Genomic DNA, 21,502 nt, shown 5'->3' with positions numbered 1-21,502 from the left:
TAATTTTTTAACAGTACAGCAATATACGATAACAAAAAGGAGAATGTATAATGGAAGCACAACACCGTAGAGAACTGCTTGACTTAATGGAATTTATATACAAAACACCTAGTGCTATAGAAGAGCATTGGCCGAAAGTATCTGATTTACTAATAGAGTTAGCCGACACCTCACCTCAAGGTTTTGAAGGAATGGCCACTATGATTTGTAAGCATTTCAACAATGCCGCCAAGTTTAAAAATGTTAGCGTACAAAAGTTTGAGCTTGAATCAGGTTTAATTAAACTGAGTTCCTACTTTCAAAAAGTAAAAACTAGTTGAAAATGAGCGGATATTTACCTGAGTTCGGCTAATTGTGTGGTGATAGCATGTATACTATCAACTTAAAGCCGAGCTCAAGTAGTATTAAAGACTTTCTAATCTAAGTAAAAACCAATATGTTGGTGTAATCTTACTAACATTTCTTCTTTGTCGGTAACAAAATCAAGCTGCTGAGCAAAGGTACGTAGCGCTTGTTCTATTTGATTAACAAACTTACCATAGCCATGAGAGCTTTTATTTTGATCACTGGCAACAAAAATTAATTGTATGGTATCTACCAGTTTATTTGCATCCCATTTACATGTGTATCCGCCGCTTGAAAGGGAAGGATTGTAACCCAACATGAGCAATTCGCCGTCAGCGATCACATTTTCATCTTTAGCGCTACGCACAATTGGCACCAGACCATTGGCAATAACAGCGCCATTAAATAAGTTCTGATTCTTTGCAGCAGTAATAAATGCATCAGCTACTAAATTGTAAAGCTCATTGTAGCAAGCGGGCTCATTCTCATCAATTGTCACCAATGAACGAACACGTCGGTTAACGGGAAGATCAACCACAGCATAAGTTAACGCATCGGTATTTTCTGGTAAATTCTGATCATCAGCTAAATAACGGTTAGTCATAGAACGGAATTTGTGTACTTGAGTGCCTTCAATACCTTTGCTTTTGGCAAATAAGTCGTAGGTTAAATGCTGATGATCACAAACACGTACCATTTGTTTTTCTATGCCAATTTCTTCACTGAATTTAGTGATAGCTTGTTGAACTTGTTTATGAAAATTTGCGGCTTGCAGTCTAATTTCATCACCGTTGGCTAAAAATAACAGGGCTATCTTCTTGACTCTTTTACTACCATCAGTGAATACATTTTGGCTGGTATGGTATTGTGGGTTATATAGAAACAAAAGCTGTTGCTGGGTTTGTGAAACTAATTTTTCTGGGCTAAATCGAACACGAGCAAACTTATCATTGGCAATAAACTGGGCATTTTCTATATTAAGTTCATCATTGATTTTAAAGAAGGTTTTCGCTAACGCTTGGTATAGTTTAGCATAAGGTTCACTGGCGTCATTATCGATTAAACTACCAAACTTTTCAATGAGTTGATCTGTTAAAACAAATTTAGCCATCAAGTATTGGTTTTCACGTGCTGATGTTGGGATATAAACTTTGTGCTGTGTGCTTCGTGTCCGAGATAAAGGCATAATGCTACCTGCAATTGAGTATCAAATTAGAGATTGTGTTGTAATAAAACTACCATCTACGAAAGATGATGTAAATGAATTTTGCTTGCATATTAATACTCAACTTAGGTGGTTGACTTATTTCATTATTTAAAGCATCTTTAGCTCAGTTTATTCTCAAGGTCGAAGACAAATGAAAAAATTGAAAAATGAAGCCGAATTACTTAAAAAAGCCTTAGTTATTGGCGAAAAGTATGCTGTTAATAGAGGTTATAATAGTTTTTCAGCCACCAATTCTGCAAAAGATAAAGTAGAGAGCCTGTATCGATTATTAGTAAATGATAAGCTTATACAACCATTACCGGTTGATAGTGAAGATCAACCTCACATGAAGCATAAATTAGCCTTGTGGATAGCTAAAAAATTGCCTGAAGATCATACTTTACTTAAATAATTAACACTAAGGCAAACATACTGGTTATAACTTTGTCATCTTTTGCCATAAATTTGCCATAATTCAAGCGCACTAAAAACAGATTTACCCTTCATGCTAAAGTTTTATTAACCATAGAGCTTTATCATGATACCTTTTTATAAAACAACTAACACCAAACTGTTTTATTTGTGTGTTCTCCTGTTTGTCTTGTTGAATTTTATTATCGTCAGTCAAGTCAACGGCCAATCTGTCACTTCAGCCAATACAACGACTAAAAGTATTCCTTATCAGGATATTAGTTCAGGAAGTTTGTATTTTAAACATACAGCAGGTTATCTTCCTGCATTAACACAAAACAGTGATTATCAAGTGCAAGTTAACGGCTTATTAGCGCGTGTTAACTTTAGCCAAAGCTTTAAAAATACCAGTGATGACTTTGTAGAAGCGGTCTATGTATTTCCATTGATTAATGATGCAGCGGTTGATTCAATGGTGATGGAAATTGGTGAAAGACGCATTGTTGGTAAAATCAAAGAAAAGCAACAAGCACTAAAGCTGTATAAAAAAGCCAAGCAACAAGGTAAAAAAGCCAGCTTAGTCAGCCAACAACGACCTAATTTATTTACCACTAAACTTGCTAACATTGCTCCTGGTGAAACCATTAAGGTTAATATTAGCTATGTGCAATCAGTGAAACTCAAAGATGAAATTTTTTCTTTAAGGATCCCACTCACGTTAACGCCAAGATACATCCCCACACCCTCCCACACCAGAAAACTAGATACAAATGGCTGGGCTGTCGCTAATACACGCGTCCCAGATGCAGATAAAATCACGCCCTTGCAAATGCGGGTTAATAACACTGAATTGCACATGCAAACCGTCAGTCTCGATGTTAATTTACAAACAGGTTTACCCATAGCGCAGATCAATAGTCTCTATCACCCCATTAAACAGTACTCAGTGCCTACTCAACAGTTCAATGATGGTAAAGCCAGTCAGGGTCTAGCGGTGACACTGGCGGATAAAAAAGTATTACTTGACCAAGACTTTGTGCTGCAATGGCAATTATCACAAGGTAACACGCCAAAAGCTGCCTTTTTTTCCCAAACAAAAACTGCCACTGATGACGATTACCATTATGGTTTGTTAATGGTAATGCCGCCTAAAGCATCCCAAGTTAAGGCGATAGATAAAGAGGTTGTTTATATCATAGATAGATCTGGCTCGATGGGTGGAGTGGCAATCAGGCAAGCTAAACAAGCGCTAAAAACGGCATTGGCTCTGCTCAAACCAACCGATAGTTTTAATATTATTGCCTTTGATAGTCACAGTGATAGTTTATTCAGCCAAAGTAAACGAGCTAGTACAACAAATATTGCAACGGCAGAAAAATGGCTGTCAGAGATTACCGCAGGCGGTGGCACCAATATGTATCCTGCGATAGCTCGTGCTTTAGCAGTAACACCGACTAAGCAATCTATAGAGCAACCTCATAATAAAAGCAGTTATCGACAAGTTGTTTTTATCACCGATGGCAGCGTTGGCAATGAAGATGAACTACTATTGCTTATTGAGAATAACCTCGCTAATACCCGTTTACATACTATAGGTATTGGCTCGGCACCCAATGGTTATTTTATGACACAAGCGGCAAAAGTAGGGCGCGGCACTTATCGATATATTGGTAATATCAGTGAAGTACAACAGCAAATGACACAATTATTTAGTCAGATCAGCAAACCATTAATGACCAACATTCAAGTGAATTGGCCACAAAGCTCGGTAGAAATGTTTCCTCAGCAGCTACCCGATCTTTATGCGGGTGAGCCGTTAGTAATCAGTGCTCGTTGGCTAAAATCCCCACATCAATCATTATCTCCCTTAATAAGAATATCGGGTGAATTAGCCCAAGCTAAATGGTTGGAGACCATTGAAATCGATAACTCTTCACAACAAGCGCATTTGATGAAAAATAAGCAAGTAGATAATAGTATTTCACAATGGTGGGCACGTAATAAAATTAAGCATTTAAATTTGTTAAAGCGGCGAAGTACATCAGCAGAGCAAGCACGCCAGTTAACATCTAACATTACCCGTTTAGCATTGAAGCACCAATTAGTGAGTCCTTTTACTAGCTTTGTAGCGGTTGAGCAACAAGTAAGTCGCAAAGGTAATTTACCTTTAACCACTACAGGCGTAAAAAATCTAATGCCTAAAGGCTCAACACAGGCAATTCCTTTAGCTAAAACTGCCTTAGGTTTAGCGGGATATTTTTATATGAGTTTACTGCTTGTTAGCATCGCTTTTGTTATTCACCTGATTACAATGCGAGTTGATAAAACATGTTAAAAAGCGTGTCTGTTATGCGAGGCGGTAAAAAAAAGGGATTGAATTATTTAATGTGTATTTGTTTGTGTATTGCTTTTATTAGTGGAGCTCGAGGCGGCTACATTTTACTAAAAGCACACGTAGCACAATACTTACTTGAAACCACGTGGCAGCAACAAGTAAACGCATTTAGTGATCAATTATCGCCAAAGCGTAAACCTTGGTCATGGGCAGATTTTTACCCAGTTGCGCAACTTAGTTTTGATCGCTTTAACTTAAAACAGATAGTGGTAAATAATGATTCAGGGCAAGCGTTAGCATTTGGCCCTGGTCTTTACCAAGGCGATGTTCACTTTAGCGATAGCGAAAAGTCTGACTTTTATGTGGTTTCAGCACATAATGACAGCCACTTTGCTATTTTAGCAGACTTATCTCTGCATGATCAGGTTACGCTAGGTTTTGTTTCAGGTATTGAATATACCTTTAAAGTAGACAACATAACGATTATTGATAGCAGTACTGAGCAGTTGTTGATACCTAACGGTGAACTTAGCGAGGGAGCAGACCAACTGAGTTACAAAAAACAGCTGTATTTGGTTACGTGTTACCCTTTCTCAGCTGTTAGTAATCAAGGAGACTTAAGGTATGTCGTTCATTTAAAACAAGTTTAACGTTAATTAGCTGAAGTAAAAGTAAAAGCTTCAGCTAACCAATTTGTTTTACTTTAGCGCAACAAAGCCTTTAAAGTGTTGGCGGCATAAGGCTTGATAGCGCTCATTTCCACCGACTTCAACTTGTTCTCCCCCAGTGACAGCTTTACCTTCACTGTCTAGACGAATTACAAAGTTAGCCTTTCGACCACAATGACAAATGGTCTTTAACTCAACAAGTTTATCTGCCCAAGCCAGTAGAGCAGCACTACCTGAAAAGGTTTGCCCTAAAAAGTCAGTGCGGATGCCATAGGCTAAAACCGGAATATGCAAGCTATCAACGATATCCGTTAATTGTTTTACCTGGGTTTTAGTCAGAAACTGTGCTTCATCAATTAATACACAGGCAATTTTCTCATGGGTTTGCATTTCAGATACTTGGGCAAGTAAGTCAGTTTCTTGAGTAAATAACTCTGCATCAGCGTTAATACCCAGACGCGAAGATACTTTACCTTTTGCATACCGATCATCAATTTGCGCGGTATAAAGTATTGTACGTAAACCACATTCATTGTAGTTATAAGAAGACTGCAATAAATGCGTCGATTTGCCCGCATTCATCGATGAATAATAAAAATAGAGTTGTGCCATAGTTAATACGCTTAGGGTCTGTTGATCTTTGCTGATTATTTTTGCAGCAGTTTATTAGCCTTTTATACAAGGCAGAGCTTATGTCGTGTAGTTGTTCTACTCTAATAAGCGATAACACATTAGAAATGGCTAATAAACGCTGTTCTACGGATTCGTTTAAATGCTTCTTGCTCTTTGTTGCGAGGAATTTAAATAGAATAACTATGCTACATTCCTAGCGCCGCGATCAAAAAGCATTTAATTCGAACAAAATTTAAACATGAAAGGTCAACAGACCCTAATAACTATTAGAAGAGTTAGCACTGTCATTAGTACTTTGAACATTATCATCTAGGGTTAACAGTAAATTTTTCAGCAAGCTACTGGCACCAAACCTAAAATGTGCTGTGCTAATCCAGCTTTCACCTAGAATATTGGCTGCTAGATCGAGATACACTTGTGCATCTTCAACATTACCCACACCGCCAGCCGCTTTAAAACCTGTGTTGCTAGTAGCTTTGTTGGTAGATTTAATCACATTAAGCATAATTTCTGCTGCTTGTGGCGTAGCATTGATCTTGACCTTACCGGTTGATGTTTTAATAAAGTCTGCACCTGCGCGAATTGAAATTTCACTTGCCAGTTTTATTAACTCAGCTGTTTGTAATTCGCCGCTTTCAATAATTACTTTTAATAATACGTGTTTTGGGCAAACTTTCTTACAGGCTTCAATCAATTCAAAACCGGTTAGGGCATCTCCGCTGATCAATGCGCGATAAGGGAATACCACATCAACTTCATCAGCACCATAAGCTACAGCAGCTTTAGTTTCAGCTACCGCAATCGCTATATTATCATTACCGTGTGGAAAATTAGTTACAGTGGCAATCTTGATTTCAGGGGTGCCTTGCTTAGCTAATAACTGCTTAGCCAGAGGAATAAAACGTGGGAAAATACAAATTGCCGCAGTATTACCCCCTTGTGATTTTGCCTGTTGGCAAAGAGAAGCGATATCCGCACTTGTTTCTGTATCAGTTAAACTAGTTAAATCCATTAAACTAATGGCTTGTTTTGCAATTTGTTTTTGTGTTGTAGAGGTCATAATTGTGTTTTAAATTGTGATGGTTAAAGAGATAAAAATACGCCAGCAATTGCCGCACTCATTAAATTAGCTAAAGTAGCAGCAAGCATGGCTTTCATGCCTAATTTTGCTATGTCGTGCCTTCTGTTCGGTGCCATCGAGCCAATACCTCCAAGTAAAATAGCGATAGAGGATAAATTGGCAAAGCCACATAGGGCAAAAGTTACTATCGCCTGAGTTGATGCATTCAAAGAATCTTTGATTTCAACAAAATTCACATAAGCAAAGAATTCATTAACTACTATTTTTTGGCCGATAAAGCTGCCCGCATGGAGCATGTCTTCACTAGGAACACCAATAATATAAGCAATAGGAGCAAAGATATAACCTAAAAACCATTCGATGGTGATATCTTCAAAACCCAGTAAACTGGCAGTACCGCCCACCAAAGTATTTAACAATGCTATCAGCGCAATAAACGCGAGTAACATAGCACCTACATTTACCGCTAACTTTAAGCCAGATGCTGCGCCAGAGGCTGCCGCATCAATTACGTTGCTAGGTTTTTCTCCTGCATCTTCAGTAATTACAACTTCCTTCGCAATTTTTTCATGTTCAGTTTCAGGGATGATGATTTTAGCCATTAACAAACCACCAGGAGCAGCCATAAAGGAGGCGGCAATAAGGTATTTTAAGTCAATACCTAACCCAGCATAACCGGCTAAAATAGAGCCGGCAACCGATGCTAACCCACCTACCATAATGGCAAATAGCTCAGATTTGGTCATATTTGCAATATAAGGGCGGATAACTAACGGGGCTTCTGTTTGACCAACAAAAATATTAGCCGTAGCCGATAGCGATTCCGGCTTACTTGTTTTTAGTAGCTTTTGTAATCCACCACCAATAATCTTAACCACCCATTGCATAACACCCAAATAATATAAAACAGCGATTAAGGAGGAGAAGAAAATGATTACCGGTAATACTCTCACCGCAAATACAAAGCCAACGCCATTAGTAAACATAGCGTCGGTGCCTAAGCCACCAAATAAAAAGGCAATACCCACATTAGCACTGTCTATTACTTGTTGAACTCCACCTGAAATTGAAGCTAAAGTATCTTTACCAAAAGGGATATAAAGTACAAACGCGCCTAAACCTACTTGCAGGGCAAACGCCCAACCCACAGTACGAATATTAATTGCCTGTCGTTTATTTGAAAGTAAGATCGCAATAGTGAGTAGCACGCCAATACCCAGTAAACCGCGAAGTGTTGTTAGGTCCATAGTAACCTCATATTATTTATAGTTTTAGTTCTGGTTTTTATTATTGTTAAAACAAGTAATGATTACTGAGATAACTGTCTGATTTTCGCTTTTAATACTTCTATTGCCATTCGGTTTTTGCCACCGCGGGTAACAATCAGATCTGCCCATGCTTTTGAAGGTTCAATAAATTGATAATACATTGGGCGAACGGTAGTTAAATACTGTGTGGTAATAGATTCTAAACTTCGCTCTCGCTCTTTGGTGTCACGCTCAATTCGTCTTATTAGACAAATATCGAGCGGAGTATCCATATACACTTTAATATCAAAACAATCACGTAATTGTGGGTTAGACAATAATAGAATACCTTCTACAAGAATTATTTTAGTGGGCTTTACTGTAACGGTTTGTTCTGTGCGGGTATGAGTTTTATAACAATAAACGGGGCAGTTGATGTGTTGCTGAGTAATGAGCGTATTGAGTTGAGCGCTTAGCAACTCATGTTCAAAGGCATTAGGGTGATCATAATTAGTTTGAATCCGCTCATCCATGGTCAAATGAGATTGTTCTCGATAATAAGAATCTTCTTTAATAATTGAGATACCATCGGGGCCTAGCTCAGATAATAATTCTTGATAAATGGTTTGAGCAAAAAGTGATTTTCCTGATGCCGATGCGCCTGCAATTGCAATTACAGTCGTTTTACTTGGTTGTGTCATTGATAAATCCGTTGAAAATTGAGCTCAGCGCCTTGGAAAATAGATAGAGTCTATACTGGTTAACGATAATTAACGCAAATATGACTTGGCTAATTATAATAAAAGCATTAAATTAGCACAAGTTGACTAAGTGGTCATGTTTATTTTTAATTTAAGGTACATTTAATGACAAGAGCGATAATTCTAGTACTTGATAGCTTTGGAGTCGGTTATGCTGATGATGCAGTTAAATTTGGTGATGTAGGGGCAAATACCTTTATCAATATTGCTAAACACTATTTTAAGGAAAAGAATAAAATTATTCATTTACCTAATTTAGGTGCGCTAGGTTTACATGAAATTAGTAGGCAAGCAACGAGTACTGAACAATTGCAAGCATTTACGCAAGACTTAGCCAATGCAGATAAGACAATTGATCAGTTTTATTGCACGCCAACCAAAGGAGCATTTGGTTATATGGCTGAAATTAGTACCGGTAAAGATACCCCTAGCGGTCATTGGGAAATGGCTGGGGTGCCAGTGCTTTTTGACTGGGGATATTTTAATGATAAACAACAGTCTTTTTCTGATGATTTAATCTCTGAGATTGCAAATAAAACTGGGGTAAATGGAATATTGGGTAACTGCCACGCCTCAGGTACCGAAATTATTAATGCTTATGGCGAAGAGCATATCAAATCGAAACTACCGATTTGCTACACATCAGCCGACAGCGTATTTCAAATTGCCGCTCATGAGCATCACTTTGGTTTAGACAATCTTTATCGCTATTGCGAACAAGTACGGGAATTGCTATCAGACAGCGACTTAAATATTGGCCGTGTTATCGCAAGACCGTTTATCGGCAATGATACTAGCACTTTTACCCGCACAGGCAATAGACGAGATTATTCAGTTTTGCCGCCAGAAGCGACAGTGCTCGACAAAATAACTCAAGCAGGCGGGCAGGTGATCAGTGTGGGTAAAATCGCTGATATTTTCGCTCATCAAGGCATAAGTGTGAAAACGAAAGCAACCGGTATTGATGCATTAGTTGATGCCACCATAACCCATTTGAAAACGGCAGAAGCTAACAGCCTTATTTTCACCAACCTCGTCAATTTTGACCAAGACTATGGTCATCGCCGTGACCCCATTGGTTATGCACAGGCACTAGAGCACTTTGATAAACGATTACCCGAAATATATGCGCAAATGGCTGAAGATGATATATTATTTTTAACGGCTGATCATGGTTGCGACCCAACATGGCCGGGCAGTGATCATACTCGTGAATTTGTGCCTGTGATGGCTTATAATCATAGTATTCAAGCCGTGGAACTTGGCAAAAGAGCCAGTTTTGCCGATTTAGGTCAAACTTTAGCTGCACTTTTTCAGGTAAAATCCATGGCTTATGGCACCAGCTTTCTACAACAACTAGTAGTGCCCGATTAATAGCACAAAAAATAGTGCTTAAAATTTAGTAACATATAACGATAGAAACCATATATTTCGTCCTTGGGAGACAATAATGAAAATGTTTAAGCAAAATGCACTATCTCTTTGTGTGCAAGCTTCATTACTAGCAAGTTTTGCTGGTGTTTCAGCTACTGCATTCGCTGCTGATGACACAGCAAAAGAAAAAGTCGTTGGAATTGAAGTAATTGAAGTTACTGCGCGTAAACGTACAGAAAATGTTAAAGATGTGCCTATTTCAGTATCGGCACTTACTGCTAAAAAGTTAGAAGTACTAGGCTCATCAGGTATGGATGTTAGAGCCTTATCTGCAAAATCACCAAGCTTGTTAATTGAATCCTCTTTTGGTCGTACTTTTCCGCGTTTTTATATTCGTGGCTTAGGTAATACAGATTTTGATTTATTAGCTTCGCAGCCTGTTTCGTTGATCTATGATGACGTTGTGTTAGAAAATGCCTTAACTAAAGGTATGCCAATGTTTGACATTGAGCGTGTTGAAGTACTTCGTGGACCACAAGGAACGTTATTCGGCCGAAACACTACCGCTGGTATTATTAAAGTACAATCAAAGAAACCAACACAAGATTTTGATGCCACACTTTCAGCATCCTATGGTAGTTTTGGTTCAACAGATGTTCGTGTAGCAGCTGGCGGTGGTTTATCTGATACATTCTCAGCACGCGTTTCGTTCTTACAGCAAGATCGTGATGATTGGATCGATAACAAAGCCCCTGGCTTTGAACAAAATGATCAGTTAGGTGGCTATGGGGAAACAGCTGGCAGAATCCAATTACTATGGGAGCCAAATGACGATTTTTCTGCATTATTAAATTACCATTTTAGGGATGCGGATGCTGACGCTCGTGTTTTTAGAGCAAATATAATTAAACCAGGTACTAATGAGTTAGTTGACGATTTTGACCGTGAAGTTGTGTATCAAGATGCAGCATTGCGTAACAAGCAAACTATTGAAATGGAAGGTGCTAGCTTGAAACTAGCATACGATATTGGTCGATATACTTTAACGTCAGTTACGGGCTATGAATCTGCCGAAATGTTCTCTGTAGGAGACATTGATGGAGGATATGGGGCATCATTCTTAGATGGTTATATGGGACCAGGCTTCATTCCATTCCCTTCTGAAACTGGTGCAAGAATGCCAGATCATTCTCAGATAACTCAAGAGGTAAGGTTATCGAGTAATGATCTTGGTAAGATAGATTATCAAATTGGCTTCTTTTATTTTAATGAAGATTTAACCATAAATAATCTTAGTTTTGATACCTTAGGTGGTGGTGTTCAAAATGGTATAGCTGTTCAGAATATGGATACTACCGCGTGGGCATTATTTGCATCAATCGATGTTGAATTGTCTGAAAAGATGAATTTAACAGCAGGTATTCGTTATTCGGATGATGAACGTAGCTGGGATGGCACTCTGGTAGAGTCACCGTTTGGCGCTCCTAGTTTCAGTGAAGATGCTAGTGTTGATGACTCACAAATCAGTGGTGACATCAGTATTAATTATCGCTGGACTGATGAAACTAACCTGTATGCACGAATTGCGAAAGGTTATCGTTCACCAAGTATTCAAGGTCGTAGTTTATTGTTTTCAGAATCTCATACCACTGCTGATTCTGAAACTGTAAAATCAATAGAAACCGGTTTTAAATCAACACTAGCGGAAAATACAGTAAGAGTAGACGGCTCAATTTTTTATTATGTTGTTGATGATCAACAATTAACCGCAGTTGGGGGGGCAGGTAACGTAGCAAGATTACTTAATGCCGATAAATCAGTAGGCTATGGTTTTGAGCTAGATTCAGAATTTTGGGCAACAGAGAATTTGGTTTTCGGTACTAGCTTAAGTTACAACAATACCGAGTTACAAGACGATAATATTTCAGTTGCAGGGTGTGGTGGTGGTTGCACAATTACCGATCCGTTAAACGCTGAAGGCCTTGCGATCATTGATGGTAATTCATTACCTCAATCTCCAGAATGGATTGGTAATTTGAGCGCACGTTGGACTAAAGAAATTGCTGATGGTGAACTTTATGTTTACACAGATTGGTCATACCGTAGTGAAGTAAACTTCTTCTTATATGAATCAACAGAATTTAAGGGGGATTCATTGATGGAAGGCGGATTACGTGTTGGTTATGAATGGTTTACCGATGGAACCGATTATGAAGTTGCGATATACGCGCGAAACATTCTTGATGAAGAACAGTTAACCGGAGCTATAGATTTCAATAATTTGACGGGTTATGTTAATGAACCACGTTTCTTTGGTATAGAATTTAAAGCAAGCTTCTATTAAATCTTAATTACTACCATATTAATTAACGTAAAAGGGCTAACCACTATGGTTAGCCCTTTTTTTTCGTCTTTAACTCTTACTTATAGCTGTTGCGTTTTACAATAAACTTTCCAGTGTTAATTCCATCATATCTTTGAACGTACTTTCGCGTTCATCAGATGACGTTTGTTCACCGGTTTTAATGTGATCGGACACCGTTAATACTGTCAGTGCTTTTTTACCGTATTCTGCCGCCACGCCATATAAACCAGCGGCTTCCATTTCAACCGCTAAAATGCCGTATTTTTCCATTAGCGCAAACATTTCGGGTTGAGGTGTGTAAAACAAGTCAGCGGTGAAAATATTACCAACATGTACAGGTTTATTTAATTGTTCAGCTGTATTAACCACTTTATGTAAAAGTGAGAAATCAGCAATAGCAGCAAAATCACACTGATTGAATCGCATCCGATTAACATTTGAATCTGTACTTGCAGCCATACCAACGATAATGTCTCGAATTTTAATATCATCACGTACCGCACCACATGAGCCAATACGAATAATATTTTCTACGCCAAAGTCTTTATAAAGCTCTGTGGCATAAATTGAAATTGATGGAACGCCCATACCTGAGCCCATCACTGAAACGGGTTTACCTTTATAGGTACCTGTATAGCCAAACATGTTACGTACTTTGGTTACGCATTTTGCATCATCTAAGAAGTTTTCAGCAATAAATTTTGCTCTTAGTGGATCGCCTGGCATTAGAACGGTGTCGGCGAAATCGCCTAAATTTGCAGAAATATGAGGTGTGCTCATGAAATGTCCCTTGTTAATCTCTTTAATTAAAAATAAATAGTTAAACCAGTAAGTTTCTAGCCTAAGTGTTTTGACATAATTCAACATCAAAAATATTTGCTATCAAGGGTGTTTCACTGATTGTTTAATTAGCTGATTAATAATATCAACTCGTTGAGAAAAATTAAACTCCTTAATATTACGGTTTGTTCGACTTTATCAATGTTTTTATGATAAAACCGCGATAGTTAATGAAAATTCTAGCTAAAAAAGCGTGTCAGTATCCATTGATACCCTATACCACCAAGGTATATGCCAGCAATCCCCGCAATACCTGATAATACTGGTGGCGCAGGTAAAGGAAGCTTCAAAAATGAAAATAAAATACCGACAAAAGCACCTGTTGCTAGTGCTAATAAAACTTCTGCCATATGTGTTCTCCTATGTTAATTTTAAACATTATTGTTAATGTTAGAACATGGCTGATTTGTGTTGCTCAGCACATATTCATAACGTTTGGTTTTTCAATAAACCTGCTTTTTCCGTAGATGATAAAAAACAGACATCAATTGCATTTTGTTGAAGCTTTGTAATATCGTTATCATTTAACTTCAATACTTGCCGTGCTACTTGATATTCATTTTTTATTTCTATGCCTTGTACCGCAGGATCATCGGTATTCAAGCAAGCTTTAATGCCATAATCAAGAAATCTTTTTAGTGGATGCAGTGTTAAGTCAGTGACGGTACCTGTTTGAAAATTTGAAGTAAGGCATGACTCTATTGCAATATTATGGTTTACCATATAAGCCATAAGCTTCTCATCTTCTATGGTAGCAACGCCATGCCCAATGCGGGTGGCTCCTAGTTCATTAATTGCTTGCCAAACACTATTAGCACCACCTGCTTCACCAGCATGCACGGTTACTTGTAAACCAGCATCACGCACTTTTTTGAAGTGTTCAACAAATAATGCCCCTGGAAAGTTATATTCATCTCCAGCTAAATCAACTGCAATCAAATGGTGTTTATGTTCAAGTAATGCAGTTAACTCTTTATGGCATTGTTCAACACCAAAAGTTCGACTTAAAATGCCAATAAGATTAATCTTTATATCAAAGGTTTTTATCCCTTGGTTCACGCCATCAATTACGGCGGCTACCACATCAGTAATCGGTAGTTGATGATTCATTGCCATATAATAGGGTGAAAAACGAAGCTCAGCGTAATCTAAGCCAGCATTATAAGCGTCTTCTACATTTTCAAAAGCAATACGTTTTACATCATCTAGATCTTTTAATACCGCTACTCCCCAGTCTAATTTTTTTAAAAAGGCCAATAAGTCCGATTCACTGTGCTGTATTTGCACAAAAGGGATAAACTCCTCGAAGTTTGACGTGGGTAACACTATGTGATTTTTTTCAGCCAGTTGCCAAATGGTATTAGGGCGAATATTACCGTCTAAATGGCGATGAAGATCCATTAGAGGCAATGTGTTATCTATCATATTGTTGGACTCCTTAATTTATATAAGATATGGATCAATTATATCGTTTTTTTTCTTATTTACCCATGGGATTATGCTGGTATTAGCGCCTTAACACTGTTAAATTTACCTTGGTATTATTTATTTGGATGTCTAGACGTAAAGAACAGACTAATTAACACGACTAACCTCGTAGAAAGAGTAAAGAGAAACAACTATGTATCAAACTGACGATGTGCGCATCAACAAAATTAAAGACTTATTACCTCCTATCGCATTACTGGAACGATTTCCAGCGTCAGAGAAAGCAACACAATCAGTGGTTTCAGGCCGCGCAGCTATTCATAACATTTTAAATGGCAAAGATGATCGTCTGCTTGTGGTAATAGGCCCATGTTCTATTCATGATCCTAAAGCGGCACTTGAATATGGGCAACGGTTAGTTGCGCTGCGTAATAAATACAAAGACAATTTAGAAATCGTAATGCGAGTTTACTTTGAAAAACCTCGTACCACCGTTGGCTGGAAAGGCTTAATTAACGATCCTAACATGGACAATAGTTTTAAACTTAATGATGGTTTACGCATAGGTAGAAAGTTATTGCTCGATATTAATGAGCTAGGCTTGCCAACAGCAGGGGAGTTTTTAGATATGATTACCCCACAATACATGGCTGATTTTATGTGTTGGGGAGCTATTGGCGCGCGTACAACTGAATCGCAAGTCCACCGTGAATTAGCCTCAGGCCTTTCTTGCCCTGTTGGTTTTAAAAACGGTACTGATGGCACCATTAGAATTGCTATTGATGCTATCGGCTCAGCAGCTGCTTCGCATCATTTTTTGTCGGTAACTAAGTTTGGTCATGCTGCTATTGTTGAAACTACAGGTAACAGTGATTGTCATATTATTTTACGTGGTGGTAACAAAAGCACCAATTATGATGCTGACAGTGTTAGCCAAGTGACTAAAGAGTTAGCAGAAAGTGGCTTAAATACCAAAATAATGATTGATTTTAGCCATGCCAATTCTACTAAGAAATTTGAAAATCAAATGTTAGTATCAACCGATGTAAGTGAGCAAATTAGCCAAGGTAATCATAATGTTTTTGGTGTTATGGTAGAAAGCCATTTAGTTGAAGGTAACCAGAAGCTTGTTGATGGAAAAGCCAGAGTGTATGGTCAAAGCATCACTGATGCTTGTATTGGATGGGATGATACCGAAACATTATTAGCCCAGCTCAATCAAGCGGTATTAAACCGACGAAGCCAGTAGCATTACTATTAAAAAGTGCTAAAGCATGTTAAAACGTCTACTTAGCTCATTAGGTATCCCCCATGATATAGGTAGACATTTTTTATGCAATCAGTCGTTAGTAAGTTTTTACAACAAATCGAATCCGTTGTTTTAGGTAAACCGCACGAATGTCGTTTAGCACTAACCTGCCTACTTGCACAAGGTCACTTATTAATTGAAGATTTACCCGGTATGGGTAAAACAACCTTGGCACACACCTTAGCTGATACCTTAAATTTAAGTTACCAACGCACCCAGTTTACCAGTGATTTACTCCCGGCTGATATTGTTGGTATTTCAATTTTTAACACCAGTACACACAGTTTTGAATTGCACAAAGGCCCGGTTTTTAATCAGGTAGTATTAGCCGATGAAATTAATCGCGCTAGCCCAAAAACCCAAAGCGCATTACTTGAAGCAATGGAAGAAAAGCAAGTGAGCATTGATGGGCGGACTTACCCATTACCTGAGCCATTTTTTGTTATTGCTACTCAAAACCCCTTGTTTCATTCAGGTACTTACCCTTTACCAGAATCCCAGTTAGACCGTTTTATGATGCGTATCTCGCTTGGTTTTCCTGATATTGGGGCAGAAAAAAATATTTTACTTTCACCAAGTAGCGTTACTAAAGCAGCAAAACCACAACAAGAGGCTGCAGACAATAACAGCTTACCAATAGAGCACTTAAAAGCAATGCAACACACCATTGCACAGATCCATGCATCGGATGCTATCATTGAATATATTATCGCGCTTTGCCATGTGAGCCGTGGACAAACGCATAATGTGAATATGACCGGAGCAGACGTTGCTATTTCCTGCAAGCCATTATCGCCTCGCGCTGGTAAAGCCTTGTTGGCTGCGGCGAAAGCTTGGGCGTATATTGATAACCGTGATTATTTACTGCCTGATGATATAAAAGCCGTTTTTACTGCTGTATGTGAGCATAGGTTAGCATTAACCGAGCAAGGGGCCGGAATTTCTGTCAGCGAGCAAATTTTGCAATCTGTAAACGTATTAAATCCCTTAAAAAGCACCCCCTAGTATTTACACTTATGAAGAACTTTCTCAGCCCGATAATTAAAAAACGCGTAGAACACTGGCTGAGTAAACGCGTGCCTAGCAATTATCAACATACCTTATCAAGCCGTAATATTTTTATTATGCCAACTCGGTTTGGTTTTGCTTACTTGTTTTTTATCATTTTACTGTTCTTATTAGGCACAAATTATCAAAACAATATTATTTTATTGTTTTGTTATCTATTAGCTAGCCTGTTTCTTACTGTGATGCTAAATAGCTTTTATAATTTATCACAATTAACGTTTTCATCGCAGGCACAGCAGTCTACTTTTGCTAATCAACGTGCTTATTTCCCCATTGATATTCAATCGAAAAAGCCGCATTTCGATCTTAATTTTCACTTGCCCCAGCAAGGTGCTTTAGCTGATAAAGTAAAGCTTGAGCAATGTGCAGTAGGTACAAGCCAAATTTTTCTGCCTTGTTATGCATCACGCAGGGGAGTGTATCAACTTGGTAGAGTAAAGGTGTCTAGTGAGTATTCCTTAGGCCTTTTTGTTAGTTGGTCAATGTTAGATTTTTCTCATCAACTGGTCGTTTTTCCTCAGCCCAAAAAACTTAACTCACATCAAAACTATTTGTCTGCTTTAGATGAGCCTGAAAATAGTGACAATGCAGCACAACCAAAGGGTGCGGGTATCGATGATTTTGCCGAGTTGAAAAATTATATTACTGGCGAATCTCTCGCACGCATTGCATGGAAACAACTTGCAAGAGGCCAAGGCAAACTAAGTAAGCATTATGAAAACCAGCAAGGCAGTTTACGCTGGCTAAAACTTACTGATATGCCAAGTTCAGATCTTGAAACAAAACTGAGTTTTTTATGTTATTTGGTAATGCACTACAGTAAAAGTGAACAAGAATTTGGGTTGAGCTTAGGTAAACCAACAGAAAATATTGCCCCTAGTTCAGGCCAACTTCATCAACACCAGTGTCTATTTGCTTTGGCAAAATTTTCACCCAGCATGGATGATTAATTCATGACTAATCAGCCAATAAGCAATGGCCAACGCACTAATGCAACATTTGAGCTAAGCAAAAAAAATGCTTGGTTATTATGGTGTAGCCAAGTGATTAATATTGTCAGTTTATCATGGGAAATCAGTCACTGGATGTTAGCAATATTAGCCTTATGTTTAGGCTGGCAAGCATTGCTTATTAACGTTAAAGCTAATCATAAAAGCTCAACAGTATCACCATGGTTTTTAACTTTTTTTGCTGTTGGTGGCTGTATTGCCATTGCTATAACCGCTCGCAGTAATGGTGTACTTCTAAGTATGATCCACTTGCTCAGTTTTGCTTATGTGCTAAAAGCATTTGAAATAAAACAACGCAAAGATTTTTATCAAATGTTTCTGCTAGGATTGTTTCTATTAGCAACTGCATTGATTTTTAGACAAAACCTTGCATTTTCATTAACTATGCTACTAGCACTCATACTTAATTTGGTGGTATTGCAACAGGTGTTCTCACCGAGTGTTGCTATATCAACATCCTCAAAAAAGGTGGTGGTATTGCTGCTACAAAGCGCCTTACTTGCCATTGTACTCTTTATAGTTTTTCCTAGATTATCTCCATTTTGGCAAGTACCTAGTGCACAATCAGCACAAACGGGCTTGTCTGATGAAGTCAGCCCTGGCGATATTGCCAATTTAGCACTATCAACTGACTTGGCCTTTAGAGTTGACTTTAAAGACAGTAATATTCCGCCGTATTCTGAACTTTATTGGCGGGCAATGACCTTAGAAAAATACAATGGTAGAAAGTGGTCACGAGCAAAAACGTTAAATGCTGATGTTAACCAGTCATCATTTATACCTAGCACAACCGGCCCTATGATAAGTTATGATGTCATTGTTGAGCCTAGTTTTCAGTCTTGGCTATTTGGATTAACCGTCGCCACAACAAGTGATCCTAACTTACGGTTATTGAATGATTACACCATGCAAAGCCGCACTATGTTGAGCCAAATAAAACAATACTCAGTACAAAGTTTCTTACAAGCGCCGATGGATATAACCCTTAGTGATGATATTAAGCAGCGTAATTTAGCTATAAGCCCAAAGAGTAACCCGAGGTTAGAGAAACTGGCGTTAAGGCTCAAACAACAATTTCCTAATATCACACAACGATCAAACTATGTGCTGGCGCTATTTAAAGAGCAGCAATATTTTTATACCTTAGCACCGCCATTATTAACCAATAATAGTTTAGATCAATTTTTCTTCGATACCAAAGCAGGCTTTTGTGAGCATTATGCTAGCGCTTATACTTATTTAATGCGTGCTTCAGGTGTTCCCGCACGAGTTGTTACCGGCTACTTAGGGGGTGAATACAACAAGGTTATTGACAATTCAAATGCTCAAACAGCTGCGCAGGGCGGTTATTTAAGTATTTATCAATATGATGCCCATGCTTGGTCTGAAATATGGTTAGCAGGCATAGGCTGGCAAAGAGTAGACCCAACCGCTGCGGTAGACCCTCAGCGTGTAGAAAGTGGTTGGTCAAACGCCTTGTTAGCGCAACAATCAACCTTGAATAACGACCTACTCAGTTTATATCAATTTAAGCGCTTTGCTTGGCTTAATACACTTCGACTGAAACTTGATGCACTTGACTACCAATGGACGCGTTGGGTATTAGGCTATTCAAATGCACAACAATCGGATCTTTTAAATCGTTGGTTTGGCAAAAATGTGCCTTGGAAAAATGCTGCGATTATTGCTGGCTCACTCATTGGTACCTTGCTGTTACTTATTTTGTTTAATAGGGGCAGGTTACAATGGTTTTCACGCACTAAAGTTGAGCCATGGTTAGCGTTATATCAACAGCTGTTAAAAAAGCTGGCTAAAAAAGGACTAACAAAACCTGAAAACATAACACCATCGGCTTTTGCGCAAATAGTCGGCCAAGAATTTCCCGCGCTATCAGCTGATTTTACTAGATTTACGTTACTTTTAGAGAGTTTAATGTATCAATCATTAAATTCAGCACAACATCAAAAAAAGCAGACACAGCTACAAAAATGCTATGATCAACTGAGCCAAGCACTGCAATAACCGTAATTATTGCTGAAAATCTAACCAGCCACCAGTTCGATACTGTTAATTTGTAAAGTTATTAAAGTTTTTGTTAATTAACGCTTTACAAATAACGTCACAGTCTCTATTATTCGCACCGTCTTTTGGCAAGTGTCACACTTGTTTTAGATATTTGGTGAGATGGCTGAGTGGTCGAAAGCACCGGTCTTGAAAACCGGCAAGGGTTTGTAGCCCTTCTAGAGTTCAAATCTCTATCTCACCGCCACATTAGAAAAGCCCGTTACATAAGTAACGGGCTTTTTGCTTTCTGATACTCAAAACCTACTAAGTGTTTTAGCGCTAAACCTTTTGGTAGAGTTAAAATATTCCCTTTACTTCAAAGAAAAATAGATCCCATAACCAATTCCTTTTAATTTTATCACTGTGTTAATGTACAGCACAGGGCAAAAATTTATAATTTGCATGAAAAAAGGATTTAACCAACCTTTCACTCGTCAACCAGTTGAAAGCTTTTGCATTAAGTTATTGATGAAATGAGGTAATTAGCGTATTGTAGGTTTTTAAAAATTCATGAAAGCAGGGTGAACTTCATGTTTAAACATGAAGGTTATCCTTCTAATAAGCTGTTAGCAGGCACTACTTGTTCATTATTTAAAGTGTTTGGCTAATTGAATATTCCAAAACCAAGGATTGTGTTTTCTGCTTTTTCTTCCTTTGTTTTGTTAAATTTTAGTTTTTAATTGATCGGTAGGCATTTTTTGTTATTGTTTATCAATCACGGTTAGTGGCTAAGTAGTGCAGCGTATTTTTTGCTTCTCACTTCCATTAATTTAATTTTTGCGTTGTTGGCAATTTAAGCGTTTTTAATAAACCTTGCTGCTAACAAGCAAATCAACAGGGACAAATAACAGTTGGCTTCCGTTCGTTCCTCACTATTTTAGCCAACTATTTATTTGCCCATTATTTGGGCGTTATGTGTTTCGGAAGGTTTGTGCATAAATTAGATTCCGCGAGAAATAAAACTGATTCAATTATTAAAAGTTTTGATGTTTCATTAATGTCGAATACTAAGTGGATTAAGTTATTAAGCTTACTTTCAAACTTGGATTTGGACGGAGTAACTGCAACCGTCAAGTTGGTCTGGGATAGTGAAATTCGAGTTTTTCGACTCGATAGCAATTTGGAATTCAATTTTGATTATTACGAGAGTTCAATGGAGTCGCTGATTAGTGGTTACCCTAAAGGCTTTTACGATTACAAAGAAATTGAATGGTTAAACGTAAAAGCACCAAGTGAAACTCTTGAGCTAATAAACAACAATTTAAATAACATCGGTAAATTTAGTGTTAATCAAACAATTGATTATATTCAAATATTTGCGCATAAAAACACATAACAAGCCAATTAAGCGGGACT

General features: G+C 38.1%; 19 protein-coding genes and 1 tRNA gene. 12 read left to right on the top strand and 8 right to left on the bottom strand.

Translation table 11 applies throughout. From position 1 onward, the window contains the following. Positions 1 to 50: 50 nt before the first annotated feature. Positions 51 to 320, top strand: coding sequence for a hypothetical protein (locus ABXG98_RS07185; RefSeq protein WP_353538024.1), 270 nt, complete (start codon positions 51 to 53; stop codon positions 318 to 320). Between the two features lie 95 nt (positions 321 to 415). Here ABXG98_RS07185 and ABXG98_RS07180 read toward each other — a convergent pair whose 3' ends face one another. Further along, on the bottom strand, positions 416 to 1,531 hold the full coding sequence (locus tag ABXG98_RS07180; protein WP_353538023.1) for a DUF3083 family protein: 1,116 nt from the start codon (positions 1,529 to 1,531) through the stop codon (positions 416 to 418). 172 nt (positions 1,532 to 1,703) lie between these two features. Here ABXG98_RS07180 and ABXG98_RS07175 point away from each other — a divergent pair, with 172 nt between their 5' ends. The 3 genes from ABXG98_RS07175 to ABXG98_RS07165 all read left to right on the top strand — a co-directional run bounded on the left by ABXG98_RS07175 (position 1,704) and on the right by ABXG98_RS07165 (position 4,948). Continuing rightward, complete coding sequence (locus tag ABXG98_RS07175; RefSeq protein WP_353538022.1) at positions 1,704 to 1,964, top strand: DUF5062 family protein; 261 nt, start codon at positions 1,704 to 1,706, stop codon at positions 1,962 to 1,964. 126 nt (positions 1,965 to 2,090) lie between these two features. After that, positions 2,091 to 4,298, top strand: coding sequence for a marine proteobacterial sortase target protein (locus ABXG98_RS07170; RefSeq protein WP_353538021.1), 2,208 nt, complete (start codon positions 2,091 to 2,093; stop codon positions 4,296 to 4,298). Next, positions 4,292 to 4,948: a sortase domain-containing protein gene (locus ABXG98_RS07165; protein ID WP_353538020.1), complete on the top strand. Its 657-nt coding sequence runs from the start codon at positions 4,292 to 4,294 to the stop codon at positions 4,946 to 4,948. Before ABXG98_RS07170 ends, ABXG98_RS07165 begins: the two co-directional genes overlap by 7 nt. A 48-nt stretch (positions 4,949 to 4,996) precedes the next feature. On the opposite strand, the gene ABXG98_RS07160 is transcribed toward ABXG98_RS07165, so the two are convergent. From ABXG98_RS07160 to udk, 4 genes are all read right to left on the bottom strand, one after another. Then, positions 4,997 to 5,578 (bottom strand): thymidine kinase, encoded by a 582-nt coding sequence (locus ABXG98_RS07160; protein WP_353538019.1) that lies wholly within the window; start codon positions 5,576 to 5,578, stop codon positions 4,997 to 4,999. A 277-nt stretch (positions 5,579 to 5,855) separates the two neighbouring features. Next, a complete protein-coding gene (deoC, locus tag ABXG98_RS07155; protein ID WP_353538018.1) occupies positions 5,856 to 6,659 on the bottom strand; it encodes a deoxyribose-phosphate aldolase in 804 nt (267 codons plus the stop codon). Positions 6,660 to 6,682: 23 nt separating this feature from the next. Further along, entirely contained in the window at positions 6,683 to 7,927 is a 1,245-nt protein-coding gene (locus ABXG98_RS07150; protein ID WP_353538017.1) for a NupC/NupG family nucleoside CNT transporter, read from the bottom strand. 62 nt (positions 7,928 to 7,989) lie between these two features. Beyond that, a complete protein-coding gene (gene udk, locus ABXG98_RS07145) occupies positions 7,990 to 8,628 on the bottom strand; it encodes a uridine kinase (protein ID WP_353538016.1) in 639 nt (212 codons plus the stop codon). Between the two features lie 165 nt (positions 8,629 to 8,793). On the opposite strand from udk, the gene ABXG98_RS07140 reads away from it, so the two are divergent. After that, positions 8,794 to 10,062 (top strand): phosphopentomutase, encoded by a 1,269-nt coding sequence (locus ABXG98_RS07140; protein WP_353538015.1) that lies wholly within the window; start codon positions 8,794 to 8,796, stop codon positions 10,060 to 10,062. Between the two features lie 76 nt (positions 10,063 to 10,138). Beyond that, positions 10,139 to 12,406, top strand: a complete 2,268-nt coding sequence (locus tag ABXG98_RS07135) for a TonB-dependent receptor (protein ID WP_353538014.1) — start codon at positions 10,139 to 10,141, stop codon at positions 12,404 to 12,406. A 96-nt stretch (positions 12,407 to 12,502) separates the two neighbouring features. On the opposite strand, the gene deoD is transcribed toward ABXG98_RS07135, so the two are convergent. From deoD to add, 3 genes are all read right to left on the bottom strand, one after another. Continuing rightward, a complete protein-coding gene (gene deoD, locus ABXG98_RS07130) occupies positions 12,503 to 13,207 on the bottom strand; it encodes a purine-nucleoside phosphorylase (RefSeq protein WP_353538013.1) in 705 nt (234 codons plus the stop codon). A gap of 239 nt (positions 13,208 to 13,446) precedes the next feature. Continuing rightward, the gene (locus tag ABXG98_RS07125; protein WP_353538012.1) at positions 13,447 to 13,617 is read right to left on the bottom strand and encodes a XapX domain-containing protein; all 171 of its coding nucleotides are present in this window, start codon (positions 13,615 to 13,617) and stop codon (positions 13,447 to 13,449) included. Positions 13,618 to 13,693: 76 nt separating this feature from the next. Beyond that, entirely contained in the window at positions 13,694 to 14,692 is a 999-nt protein-coding gene (add, locus tag ABXG98_RS07120; protein ID WP_353538011.1) for an adenosine deaminase, read from the bottom strand. Between the two features lie 196 nt (positions 14,693 to 14,888). Here add and aroG point away from each other — a divergent pair, with 196 nt between their 5' ends. The 6 genes from aroG to ABXG98_RS07090 all read left to right on the top strand — a co-directional run bounded on the left by aroG (position 14,889) and on the right by ABXG98_RS07090 (position 21,482). Next, positions 14,889 to 15,944, top strand: coding sequence for a 3-deoxy-7-phosphoheptulonate synthase AroG (aroG, locus tag ABXG98_RS07115; RefSeq protein WP_353538010.1), 1,056 nt, complete (start codon positions 14,889 to 14,891; stop codon positions 15,942 to 15,944). An 84-nt stretch (positions 15,945 to 16,028) separates the two neighbouring features. Next, complete coding sequence (locus tag ABXG98_RS07110; protein WP_353538009.1) at positions 16,029 to 17,009, top strand: AAA family ATPase; 981 nt, start codon at positions 16,029 to 16,031, stop codon at positions 17,007 to 17,009. A gap of 11 nt (positions 17,010 to 17,020) precedes the next feature. After that, complete coding sequence (locus ABXG98_RS07105; protein WP_353538008.1) at positions 17,021 to 18,022, top strand: DUF58 domain-containing protein; 1,002 nt, start codon at positions 17,021 to 17,023, stop codon at positions 18,020 to 18,022. A gap of 3 nt (positions 18,023 to 18,025) precedes the next feature. Further along, entirely contained in the window at positions 18,026 to 20,104 is a 2,079-nt protein-coding gene (locus ABXG98_RS07100) for a transglutaminase TgpA family protein (RefSeq protein ID WP_353538007.1), read from the top strand. A gap of 156 nt (positions 20,105 to 20,260) precedes the next feature. Then, a tRNA-Ser gene (locus ABXG98_RS07095) sits at positions 20,261 to 20,351 on the top strand. 726 nt (positions 20,352 to 21,077) lie between these two features. Beyond that, on the top strand, positions 21,078 to 21,482 hold the full coding sequence (locus tag ABXG98_RS07090; protein WP_353538006.1) for a hypothetical protein: 405 nt from the start codon (positions 21,078 to 21,080) through the stop codon (positions 21,480 to 21,482). Positions 21,483 to 21,502: the final 20 nt, after the last annotated feature.

It is taken from the genome of Colwellia sp. KU-HH00111 (assembly GCF_040362745.1).
In the GTDB taxonomy this organism is placed as follows: Bacteria; Pseudomonadota; Gammaproteobacteria; order Enterobacterales; family Alteromonadaceae; genus Colwellia.
The sequence above is the reverse complement of the archived record's forward strand: the minus strand, read 5'-3'. Positions and strand labels throughout refer to the sequence as shown.

Bases quoted from the DNA above. Each gene is read 5' to 3' on its own strand.
- ABXG98_RS07185 (WP_353538024.1), top strand. From the start codon at position 51: ATGGAAGCACAACACCGTAGAGAACTGCTTGACTTAATGGAATTTATA.
- ABXG98_RS07180 (WP_353538023.1), bottom strand. From the start codon at position 1,531: ATGCCTTTATCTCGGACACGAAGCACACAGCACAAAGTTTATATCCCA.
- ABXG98_RS07175 (WP_353538022.1), top strand. From the start codon at position 1,704: ATGAAAAAATTGAAAAATGAAGCCGAATTACTTAAAAAAGCCTTAGTT.
- ABXG98_RS07170 (WP_353538021.1), top strand. From the start codon at position 2,091: ATGATACCTTTTTATAAAACAACTAACACCAAACTGTTTTATTTGTGT.
- ABXG98_RS07165 (WP_353538020.1), top strand. From the start codon at position 4,292: ATGTTAAAAAGCGTGTCTGTTATGCGAGGCGGTAAAAAAAAGGGATTG.
- ABXG98_RS07160 (WP_353538019.1), bottom strand. From the start codon at position 5,578: ATGGCACAACTCTATTTTTATTATTCATCGATGAATGCGGGCAAATCG.
- deoC (WP_353538018.1), bottom strand. From the start codon at position 6,659: ATGACCTCTACAACACAAAAACAAATTGCAAAACAAGCCATTAGTTTA.
- ABXG98_RS07150 (WP_353538017.1), bottom strand. From the start codon at position 7,927: ATGGACCTAACAACACTTCGCGGTTTACTGGGTATTGGCGTGCTACTC.
- udk (WP_353538016.1), bottom strand. From the start codon at position 8,628: ATGACACAACCAAGTAAAACGACTGTAATTGCAATTGCAGGCGCATCG.
- ABXG98_RS07140 (WP_353538015.1), top strand. From the start codon at position 8,794: ATGACAAGAGCGATAATTCTAGTACTTGATAGCTTTGGAGTCGGTTAT.
- ABXG98_RS07135 (WP_353538014.1), top strand. From the start codon at position 10,139: ATGAAAATGTTTAAGCAAAATGCACTATCTCTTTGTGTGCAAGCTTCA.
- deoD (WP_353538013.1), bottom strand. From the start codon at position 13,207: ATGAGCACACCTCATATTTCTGCAAATTTAGGCGATTTCGCCGACACC.
- ABXG98_RS07125 (WP_353538012.1), bottom strand. From the start codon at position 13,617: ATGGCAGAAGTTTTATTAGCACTAGCAACAGGTGCTTTTGTCGGTATT.
- add (WP_353538011.1), bottom strand. From the start codon at position 14,692: ATGATAGATAACACATTGCCTCTAATGGATCTTCATCGCCATTTAGAC.
- aroG (WP_353538010.1), top strand. From the start codon at position 14,889: ATGTATCAAACTGACGATGTGCGCATCAACAAAATTAAAGACTTATTA.
- ABXG98_RS07110 (WP_353538009.1), top strand. From the start codon at position 16,029: ATGCAATCAGTCGTTAGTAAGTTTTTACAACAAATCGAATCCGTTGTT.
- ABXG98_RS07105 (WP_353538008.1), top strand. From the start codon at position 17,021: ATGAAGAACTTTCTCAGCCCGATAATTAAAAAACGCGTAGAACACTGG.
- ABXG98_RS07100 (WP_353538007.1), top strand. From the start codon at position 18,026: ATGACTAATCAGCCAATAAGCAATGGCCAACGCACTAATGCAACATTT.